General features: G+C 55.0%; 8 protein-coding genes. 3 read left to right on the forward strand and 5 right to left on the reverse strand.

The features are described 5' to 3' along the window. Positions 1-218: 218 nt before the first annotated feature. The gene (locus tag NNN71_RS22455; RefSeq protein ID WP_271459370.1) at positions 219-899 is read left to right on the forward strand and encodes a gamma-glutamylcyclotransferase; all 681 of its coding nucleotides are present in this window, start codon (positions 219-221) and stop codon (positions 897-899) included. A gap of 45 nt (positions 900-944) precedes the next feature. On the opposite strand, the gene NNN71_RS22460 is transcribed toward NNN71_RS22455, so the two are convergent. The 3 genes from NNN71_RS22460 to NNN71_RS22470 all read right to left on the reverse strand — a co-directional run bounded on the left by NNN71_RS22460 (position 945) and on the right by NNN71_RS22470 (position 2,074). Beyond that, a complete protein-coding gene (locus NNN71_RS22460) occupies positions 945-1,190 on the reverse strand; it encodes a DUF1883 domain-containing protein (protein ID WP_064544976.1) in 246 nt (81 codons plus the stop codon). A gap of 245 nt (positions 1,191-1,435) precedes the next feature. Next, the gene (locus NNN71_RS22465; RefSeq protein WP_065356693.1) at positions 1,436-1,789 is read right to left on the reverse strand and encodes a DsrE/DsrF/TusD sulfur relay family protein; all 354 of its coding nucleotides are present in this window, start codon (positions 1,787-1,789) and stop codon (positions 1,436-1,438) included. 9 nt (positions 1,790-1,798) lie between these two features. Next, entirely contained in the window at positions 1,799-2,074 is a 276-nt protein-coding gene (locus NNN71_RS22470; protein ID WP_223802716.1) for a hypothetical protein, read from the reverse strand. A gap of 111 nt (positions 2,075-2,185) precedes the next feature. On the opposite strand from NNN71_RS22470, the gene NNN71_RS22475 reads away from it, so the two are divergent. Next, positions 2,186-3,577, forward strand: coding sequence for a YchO/YchP family invasin (locus NNN71_RS22475; protein ID WP_271459371.1), 1,392 nt, complete (start codon positions 2,186-2,188; stop codon positions 3,575-3,577). Between the two features lie 43 nt (positions 3,578-3,620). Here the strand turns inward: NNN71_RS22475 and narL are convergent, their stop codons facing one another. Both narL and narX read right to left on the reverse strand, forming a co-directional pair. Beyond that, on the reverse strand, positions 3,621-4,271 hold the full coding sequence (narL, locus tag NNN71_RS22480; RefSeq protein ID WP_065356687.1) for a two-component system response regulator NarL: 651 nt from the start codon (positions 4,269-4,271) through the stop codon (positions 3,621-3,623). Further along, positions 4,264-6,063 (reverse strand): nitrate/nitrite two-component system sensor histidine kinase NarX, encoded by a 1,800-nt coding sequence (gene narX, locus NNN71_RS22485; protein WP_167575714.1) that lies wholly within the window; start codon positions 6,061-6,063, stop codon positions 4,264-4,266. The genes narL and narX overlap by 8 nt, the downstream gene beginning before the upstream one ends. A gap of 310 nt (positions 6,064-6,373) precedes the next feature. Here narX and NNN71_RS22490 point away from each other — a divergent pair, with 310 nt between their 5' ends. Next, the gene (locus NNN71_RS22490; RefSeq protein ID WP_163448665.1) at positions 6,374-7,765 is read left to right on the forward strand and encodes a NarK family nitrate/nitrite MFS transporter; all 1,392 of its coding nucleotides are present in this window, start codon (positions 6,374-6,376) and stop codon (positions 7,763-7,765) included. Positions 7,766-7,946: the final 181 nt, after the last annotated feature.

A 7,946-nucleotide genomic window follows, 5' to 3' on the forward strand; every position in this document is an offset into this window, starting at 1 on the left:
GGTCAAATATCTATTAAATAACAGCATATTGATGCACGGATTTCCCTATTTTTACCATCGGCGAAATCCTCGTAATAGCCCGAACGCCCCGGGAGACAAATTGCATCCCGGGTCATAAAGCTGGATAATATTTCGTCAACGACAGCTCCGGAGGTCGCCATTCGTTCCCTTGAGGGCGCATGTGTTGCAGGGAAGAGAAGTGGTGGTGGAGGTTTAAAGTGTTAACGCGTGATTTCTTGATGAAGGCGGATTGTACAACGGCGTTTGGCGCAATAGAGGAATCGCTGCTCTGGTCCGCTGAACAGCGTGCGGCATCGCTGGCGGCGACGCTGGCCTGTCGTCTGGATAATGGTCCGGTCTGGATTTTTGGCTACGGCTCGCTGATGTGGAACCCGGCTCTCAACTACAGCGAGTCGGTCACCGGCACCCTCATCGGCTGGCATCGGGCGTTTTGTTTGCGGCTGACAGCGGGGCGCGGAAGCGCCTGCCAGCCGGGGCGGATGCTGGCGTTGAAAGAGGGTGGGCGTACCACCGGCGTGGCCTATCGTCTGCCGGATGACGAAATTGAAAATGAGCTGTCGCTGCTGTGGAAGCGCGAGATGATTACCGGTTGCTATCTGCCGACCTGGTGTCGGTTGAGCCTTGACGATGGGCGTACGGTGAATGCGCTGGTGTTTATTATGGATCCCCGTCATCCGCTGTATGAGTCTGACACCAGCGTGCAGGTGATTGCACCGCTGATTGCCCGTGCCAGTGGCCCGTTAGGGACCAACGCGCAGTATCTGTTCTCGCTGGAGCAGGAGCTGCAAAAGCTGGGCATGCCGGATGATGGTTTAGATGAGTTGATTAATAAAGTGCGTGTCCTGGTCAGTGGCGTGAACCCGCCGGGGCTGGCATAAGCGCGAAAAGCGAAACCCCGGAAGTGCGTGCTTCCGGGGACATTATCAGGCTGCGACGTAGCTGATAGAGTGCTCAAGCGACTGGCTGTGGCTATCAATCAGTACATTCCAGGTGCCGCTATAGGGCACAGTGAGATACGCTTTTTCTTCGTTTTGTACGCTCAGAATATCGGCGCCATGATTGCTGGCGCTCTTTTGGGTGCTCATTAAATGAATGTGGCAACGCTCAGAGCAACGCACCACCACCGTATCCCCGCCAAATAATGTCAAACTTGCCTTTACCATCACCAAAATACCCCGCTGCCATGAGTCAACGCGTTCCCTGCGACCAAATCCTGCCTGTGATGTTGTTCACAATTCACTCATCGCATAACACCAAACACCGCGTGCCTTGATGCTGATTTTGATCAAAAAATGCCGTAACGCTTCAACAAAAATGACAAAATCCCTGAATCCTTTCAGCCTTCGTGACATTCATAGGCAAAATGTGGCAGAGGTAACACAATATCCTCCCAAAGTGGGTAAAGGCGGCAAAATCAGAAGGTCAATACTTTATCTGCGGCCAGGGTCCACTGTGCCAGCTCAACCAGGGTGCCAATCTCCACGCCGTCGATCAGCGGCAGGGTGGTCATGCCGCGCCCGTCGGTGCAGGTTTTACACAGCTTCACCGGCACGCCCTGAGCGGTGAGGATCTCCAGCATCTGCTGGATGTTGTAGCCTTCAGCCGGTTTTTGCCCGCGCAGGCCAGCGGTGACGGCGTCTGACATTAAAAACAGCTGAAGGTGAAGGTCGCTCTGTTGCTCGCGAAGCGCGATGGCAAGGCGCAGGCTGTTAAACAGCGATTCGCTGCCGTAGGCAGCTCCGTTGGCGATAATGACAATACGTTGCATCTGAACTCCTTAATCAACTTCATGAAGATAGAGATCACCCTCTACCGGGTGTGCAAATGATACACCCGACACCGCAGGGGCTTGAAACGGTGGTGAAAAAATTGTGTGGAGCTGTTTCAACACAGGCGAAAAAAGCATCGTGGAAGCCATTGAAAAACAAGGCTGCTCAGCGGTCGACGAAGGAGGGAAATGCCTGAAAAGCAGGACAAACTGCGGTTTCTGTATGCCATAACTCTCAAGTGCTGCTGGCCGGCGTAACGTGTAAAACGGTGATTTCATCGTCATTCAGTCTATTCCTGGAATGCGGCGTGAAAGCTGAAGAATGAGGGGGATGGGGGTAAACTACAGGTTTGGGTGGGTGACATCTGACCCCCATTCGTTGCTGGCTATGAGGTTGTGGTTTTGTCTTTGCGTTTTTACTCGTCATTTTTCGTTGTGCTGGTGTTGGCCAGCAACTGCGCCCGGGCGCGGCAGAACTTTGTTGAAGAGGCGAAACATCCTTTCGATAATCTGCCGGATCTCGGCATCGCGCCGGAAAATCGCGAGGGCGAAAAACAGTTTGCCGAAATGGTGAAGTCTTTTGGCGAAGCCAGCATGACCGATAACGGCCTGGACACCGGCGAACAGGCGCGACTTTTTGCGCTCACGCAGGTGCAGGAGAAGCTGAATAGCGAAGTGAACCAACAACTGGGTAGCTGGCTTTCGCCCTGGGGCAATACGGATTTTCAGATGCTGGTGGATGAGAAGGGTAAGTTTACCGGTAGCCACGGCAGTTGGTTTGTGCCGTTACAGGACAACACCCGCTATCTCACCTGGACCCAGATAGGGTTAAGCCAACAGGACGAAGGAACGGTAGGGAACCTCGGCGTCGGCCAGCGTTGGGTCGCCGGGCGATGGTTGCTGGGCTATAACACCTTTTACGATAGCCTGTTGGGTGATGATCTCAACCGTGGTGGCGTTGGCGCGGAGGCCTGGGGTGAAAATCTGCGCTTTTCAGCCAACTACTACCATCCGCTTCATGCCTGGGAAAGCAGCGGCACGACGCTACAACAGCGTATGGCGCGTGGCTACGACGTCACCGCACAGGCCTGGATCCCCGCCTGGAACCACATTAATACCAGCCTGAGCGTGGAGCAGTACTTCGGCGATAGCGTCGATCTGTTCCGCAGCGGTACGGGGTACCATAACCCGGTCGCGGTTTCGCTTGGCCTCAACTATACCCCCATTCCACTTCTCACCTTTAGCGCTCAGCACAAGCAGGGAGAGAGCGGGGTGAATCAAAACAATCTTGGCATGAAGGTGAATTTCCGCTTCGGTGTGCCGCTGAAGAAGCAGTTAGCGGCTGATGAAGTGGCGCAAACGCGCACCCTGCGCGGCAGCCGCTATGATGCGCCAGAACGCAATAGTTTGCCGGTGATGGAGTATCGGCAGCGTAAAAGTCTGACGGTCTATCTGGCGACGCCGCCGTGGAACCTGAGCAGCTATGAAACGGTCGAGCTTAAACTTCAGATACACGACGAGTACGGCGTGAAATCGCTGACCTGGCAAGGTGATACTACCGCGCTCAGCCTGACGCCGCCGGCGTCGAATAACAGCACCGACGGGTGGAGCATCATTATGCCCGCGTGGGATTATACGCAAGGGGCCAGCAATACCTGGCATCTGTCGGTGGTGGTGGAAGATAAGAAGGGGCAGCGTGTTACCTCCAATGAGATCACGCTGGCGTTGACCGAGCCGGTCGTCAGCTTTGCGCCGATGGAAAATGGCTGGTCGGGCATGACGCCTTAATTGTGCGTGACAGGAGCTGTCACGACAATTAAGGAGCGGGCAGTCAGAAAATACGTTCCTGATGCACCCAGACCGCGGCTTCAACGCGCGATTTCAGCTTCATTTTCTTCAACATATGCTTCACGTGCACCTTGACGGTGCTTTCGGTGATGTCCAGGCGACGAGCGATCATCTTATTCGGCAGGCCTTGAGCGATCAGTTTCAGAATATCGCGTTCGCGTGGCGTCAACTGATTGATATCACGATCGGAGGTCGCACGGTTAGCGCGCAGGCTGGCTGCGAGAACCGGGGTTAACGCTTCACTCAGCACCATTTCGCCCGCGGCGGCCTGTTGCAGGGCTTTCAGCAGATCTTCCGGCTCCATATCTTTTAGCAGATAGCCGTCGGCACCGCGTTTGAGCGCAGTGACGACGTCTTCTTCATGGTTAGAAACGCTGAAAACCACCACGCGGCCAGAGAGTGATTTTTCGCGCAGCTTGTCGAGGGTTTCCAGACCGTTCATGCCGGGCATATTGAGATCGAGCAAAATCAGATCCGGATCGAGCGCTTCTGCCAGTTCAATGCCTTGCTCGCCGTTGCTGGCTTCGCCCACAACCTGTATATCCGATGCCATACTGACCAGCTGTTTTACGCCAGTACGTAGCATGGGATGATCGTCAATTAGCAGGATGGTAGCCCGTTCCTGATTACTCATGGATTTCTCCTTGGAAAGTTGAAAGCGATTTTTCAGGGATAAACGAGACCACGACTTCAGTACCGCCGCTTTCACGGCGACGAACCTGGCAATCGCCACGCAGGCTCTGCGCGCGGTCACGCATAATAATAAGACCATAATGGTTGCTGCGTTCAGCGTGCAGCGGCACACCGCAGCCGTTATCCGCCACCACCAGTTTGACCTGATTACCCTGTTGGGTAACGGTCACCTTAACGTCGCTGGCCTGTGAATGCTTCAGCGCATTGCTGAGTGCCTCACGGGCAATTTGCAGCACGTGAATGGCCTGATGCGACGGGACGTAGCGCGGCGGTAGCTGATAGTCCAGTTGGACCGGGAAACCAAAGTGTTTGCTGTATTCCAGACAACTGGACTCCAGTGCCGGGCGCAGACCCGACTCGGTCAGCTTCAGGCGGAAAGTGGTCAGCAGCTCGCGCAGTTGCGCCCACGAGGTGTTTAGCTCGTTACGGACCTGGCCAAGCAGTTCGCGGCTTTCTGCGGACGACTGTTCGTTCTGCATCATTTGCAGACAGCTGACCTGCATTTTCATACATGAGAGCGATTGGGCGATGGAGTCGTGCAGCTCGCGGGCAATGGTGGCGCGTTCTTCCATAACGATGAGCTGTTGCTGACGCTCCAGCTGTTTATCCAGCGCCAGCGTCGAGGTCAACTGCTCGAGCAGCGTGTCGACCAATTGCTGCTGATCGTGGCTCAGCTCGCGACCATGGGGCAGGGTGGCCAGCAGAATGCCATACTGATTGCGCGGGTCGGTAAGACGCCATTTGAGCGTCGCGCCTTCGGTCGCCGACATATCAACGTCCCGTGGACACAGGTAACAGCCTTTATCGTCGCATTCCCAGCCTGAATGACAGCTAAATTCCTGGTGGTTCTCTTCATCTTCAGTGTCGTAGACCCGCACTTCAATTTCCCGTAGCGGCGTCAGCTGTTGCAGGCCGTTCAATACCGGTGAGATACGCTCGCACAGCGGTGCGCTGCTGTGTAGCCGGCGGTTAGCCTGCCACAGGAAGGAGAGAATGGCGTTTTTCTGCTCCAGCCCGGCGGTTTTTTCCTGCACCCGGCGTTCCAGCGATGCATAGCTTTCGGCCAGTTCGGCAGACATGTTGTTCAGCGCCATGCCCAGAGTTGCCATTTCGTTACGTCCGCCGATCTGCGCGCGATAGGTAAAATCACGATGACTGATGGCTTCCGCCATCCGCAGAAGCTGACGCCACGGATGCAGCAGGCGTGTACGTAGCCAGAAGACGGTGAAAATAAACAGCACGGCCATGAAAAAAGCCATCAGGCGGTGCATCCACACCACGTGAGAGATGCGCTCTTCGGTGGTGTGATCGAAAACGGTGACTAACTGATTAATGCGGTCGACGAAGCCCGAGACATCGGCATTCACTTCATCCTGGCTTTGTGCGCCGCGAATATCGGGCGCCAGATGATTCAGCCAGTACTGCTGTAGCGCTTTGAGCTGTGCCACCTGACCATCACGTTCTGCCGCCAGCTGTAGCTCCGGGCTGAAGACGGTTTTTTGCATTTCATCAAACAAGGGCTGGTCGTGCTCTTGCACGGGAATGGCCGCCAGCAGACGGTAGCTCTGCATACGCAGAGAGCCTGCCTGGTTAATGGCGTGCGCGCTGCCCTGGACGCCGTTGACCAGGCGTGCGGAAATCATCATGCTGGCCACCCCGATGAGGGTAGAGAGCAGGACGATGAGGGCCAGTTGATTCACCAACGTGAGTGGTGTAAAAAAGCGTCTAAACATTGTGCGTTACAGCTCCTGACGGAAGGCTCTCCGGCGAGTGGCGTTATTTTCGACTATCGCCTGGAGTATACCCATACCCCTAAGGAGTTACTCCTTTATTTCCATAATAGTAAAGGTGCCGGGGGGAGAGGGGTAGCAACGTAACAGCCGTGTGATAAAACAGGTTTTTTTAGACAAAAAAGACTACTCCCTAAGGATGATGCTGTTTTTTTGCCCATTCTGTAGCCCACTTTTCCTTTGATTTATATCAACTTACCTCGTGGTGTAAACCCTAATGTGGCGAGGTTGATATTAATAATCAGAGGTGTCTATGAGTCACTCCACTGCCCCGGAAAGGGCAACCGGCGCTGTCATTACCGACTGGCGTCCGGAAGATCCGGCATTCTGGCAGGAACGCGGCCATCGCGTTGCAAGCCGGAACCTGTGGATTTCAGTACCGTGCTTGCTGCTGGCTTTCTGCGTATGGATGTTGTTCAGCGCCGTTGCGGTCAATTTACCAAAAGTGGGCTTCCAGTTTACGACCGACCAACTGTTCATGCTGACGGCGCTGCCGTCTGTGTCAGGGGCGCTGCTACGCGTGCCGTATTCCTTCATGGTGCCGATGTTTGGCGGCCGTCGCTGGACAGCGTTCAGCACCGGGATCTTAATCATTCCATGCGTATGGCTCGGTTTTGCGGTGCAGGATACCTCTACGCCGTTTAGTATCTTTATCATCATCTCTCTGCTGTGCGGCTTTGCCGGTGCAAACTTTGCGTCCAGCATGGCTAACATCAGCTTCTTCTTCCCGAAACAGAAGCAGGGCGGCGCGCTGGGCCTGAACGGTGGACTGGGTAACATGGGCGTGAGCGTCATGCAGCTGGTGGCTCCACTGGCGATTTCGCTGTCTATCTTCGCCGCCTTTGGTAGCCAGGGCGTCCAGCAGCCGGACGGTTCAGAGCTGTTCCTGGCGAACGCTGCATGGATCTGGGTGCCGTTCCTGGCCATTTTCACCCTTGCGGCCTGGTTTGGTATGAACGAGCTGGCGACCTCTAAAGCATCGCTGAAAGAGCAGCTGCCGGTTCTGAAGCGTGGTCACCTGTGGATCATGAGCCTGCTGTATCTGGCAACCTTCGGTTCGTTTATCGGTTTCTCCGCCGGTTTTGCCATGCTGTCGAAAACCCAGTTCCCGGACATTCAGATTCTGCACTACGCCTTCTTCGGGCCGTTTATCGGCGCGCTGGCGCGTTCTGCGGGCGGGGCTATCTCCGACCGCCTGGGCGGGACTCGCGTGACGCTGATTAACTTTATCCTGATGGCGGTATTTAGCGCGCTGCTGTTTATGACCCTGCCAACCAACGGCGTGGGCGGTAACTTCATCGCCTTCTACGTAGTCTTCCTGGCGTTGTTCCTGACGGCCGGTCTGGGCAGCGGTTCCACCTTCCAGATGATTTCCGTGATCTTCCGTAAGCTGACGATGGATCGCGTGAAAGCAGAAGGCGGTTCCGACGAGAAAGCGATGCGCGAAGCGGCCACCGATACGGCGGCAGCGCTGGGCTTTATCTCGGCGATTGGCGCTATCGGCGGCTTCTTTATTCCGAAAGCGTTCGGTACCTCGCTGGATTTAACCGGCTCACCGGCTGGCGCAATGAAAGTGTTCCTTGTGTTTTATATTGTTTGTGTGGTGGTGACCTGGGCAGTATATGGTCGCAAAGCGAAAAAATAACGCTTAACGTTATTTAAAAATAAAGGCGCGAGTTTTCGCGCCTTTATTACATTCCTGGTTAGTTACAACATACTGTTGGTGTTACGACGATTTTGGCAGCGTGCCAAAATGGGCTTAGCAGGAGGGGAAAGGGACTCTACCCCTTAATACCAGATGGCCCCTTTTTTACAGACTGAAACAT

Source organism: Kluyvera sp. Awk 3, assembly GCF_028069715.1.
GTDB classification, from domain to species: Bacteria; Pseudomonadota; Gammaproteobacteria; order Enterobacterales; family Enterobacteriaceae; genus Kluyvera; species Kluyvera georgiana_A.

Bases quoted from the DNA above. Each gene is read 5' to 3' on its own strand.
- NNN71_RS22465 (WP_065356693.1), bottom strand. From the start codon at position 1,789: ATGCAACGTATTGTCATTATCGCCAACGGAGCTGCCTACGGCAGCGAA.
- NNN71_RS22470 (WP_223802716.1), bottom strand. From the start codon at position 2,074: ATGACGATGAAATCACCGTTTTACACGTTACGCCGGCCAGCAGCACTT.
- narL (WP_065356687.1), bottom strand. From the start codon at position 4,271: ATGAGTAATCAGGAACGGGCTACCATCCTGCTAATTGACGATCATCCC.
- narX (WP_167575714.1), bottom strand. From the start codon at position 6,063: ATGTTTAGACGCTTTTTTACACCACTCACGTTGGTGAATCAACTGGCC.
- NNN71_RS22490 (WP_163448665.1), top strand. From the start codon at position 6,374: ATGAGTCACTCCACTGCCCCGGAAAGGGCAACCGGCGCTGTCATTACC.